Annotated in this window: 1 protein-coding gene; it reads right to left on the bottom strand. The window is 70.3% G+C overall.

Annotation, left to right across the window (positions count from 1 at the left end; genetic code table 11):
• Positions 1-17: 17 nt before the first annotated feature.
• Entirely contained in the window at positions 18-1265 is a 1248-nt protein-coding gene (locus HMPREF0058_RS11335; protein ID WP_006549935.1) for a multidrug effflux MFS transporter, read from the bottom strand.
• Positions 1266-1470 lie beyond the last annotated feature (205 nt).

The following is a 1470-nucleotide window of genomic DNA, read 5'->3' as shown; positions in this document are numbered from 1 at the left end:
GCCCTCTTCCTGCGTCCTTAGCGCTGCCTCGGCTGGGGCAGGTGGTGAGTCTCGTGCCCGGCACGGCCCACCACCAGGTAGGCCGTCCAGGCCCCCACGATCCCCACCAGCATGACGATGACCATCGGGACCGCGCTCTGGCCCCCGCCCGAGCTTGCCAGAGGGGCTGAGGTGCCGTTGGCCACGGCCTGGGCCACGCCGAGGAAGGCGCTGGCCACGCCCGCCAGCCCCGGCACCATTCCCAGCGCCATCGCCGAGGAGTTGCCGAAGACAAAGGCCTGGGCGCTCATGACCAGCAGGAACCCGACGCACAGTGGCACCAAGGCCACCTCGAGCACCAGCACGGACAGGGTGACCACCGCTACTCCAAGAGCCGAGATGCTCAGTCCCAGCCCGATCAGGCGCCGGGGGCTGGCATGGCGCACGAGTCGGGCGTTGAGCACACTCAGAAGCATCTGCGATCCCGCAGTGCAGGCGAAGAAGACGGAGAAGGTCATGGGGCTCAGCCCGTTGATCTCCTGCAGGACGAAGGACGAGGACGAGATGTAGGCGAACATCGCAAAGCCGGAGAAGGCTGAGGTCAGCATGTAGCCGAGGTAAGCACGGTGGGTCACCAGCTCGCCGACGCCACGCGCCAGGCGGCGCAGTCCCCCGCTCTGACGGCGCTCGGGCGGCAGAGACTCCGGGACGAAGAAGAAGGCCATCATCGTCATGAACAGGCCGAAGCCCACGAGGAACCAGAAGACCATGCGCCAGGTACCTACCGACAGCACCGCCCCACCGGCTACCGGGGCGATCATGGGAGCCAGCGCGCCCAGTGCCATGAGCACGGACATGACCGAGGCCAGCTGACTGCCGTGGGCCAGGTCCACCAGCACCGCGCGACCTACGACCGCGGCCGCGCCGCCGCCCAGCCCCTGCAGCAGCCGTCCTGCCATGAGCACGCCGATGTTGGGAGCCAGGGCGCACACGACCGCGCCGCAGGCGCACACCAGGCCACCCACCACCATGGGAAGCCGGCGTCCGCGCTGGTCCGAGACCGCGCCGCCGGCCACCTGTCCCAGCGCCATGCCGATGAAGAAGACCGTCAGCGTCAGCCCCACGCTGCCCGCGCTCGTGGACAGGTCTCTGGCCACCTGTGGGAAGGCAGGGCTGTACATGTCCGTGACGAAGGGCGGGACCGCGTTCTGGACAGCCAGGGCAAGGACCAGGCCAAGGGGGATCGCCGCCCGGGAGGGCGAGGGCTGGTAGGAGGCAGGTGTCACCTCGCCATTGTGCCTGCGGCGGCGCGACCTTCCCGCGTGCCGCACGCCACGCGGCTCAGCGCGCGCCGGTGGGCACCGCCCCACGTAGTGAGCCGGCCTCGACCAGTAGGAGCCAGCGCGAGACCTGCCGAGCCCTGGCCAGCGCCTGGGCGGCCTCCGGACCGGTGAGCTCACCGGTCACGGCCGCCGGCGGGAGCACGGTGCA

The organism is Actinomyces urogenitalis DSM 15434 (assembly GCF_000159035.1).
Taxonomy (GTDB): domain Bacteria; phylum Actinomycetota; class Actinomycetes; order Actinomycetales; family Actinomycetaceae; genus Actinomyces; species Actinomyces urogenitalis.
This window is presented reverse-complemented; position numbering and strand designations above follow the sequence as displayed.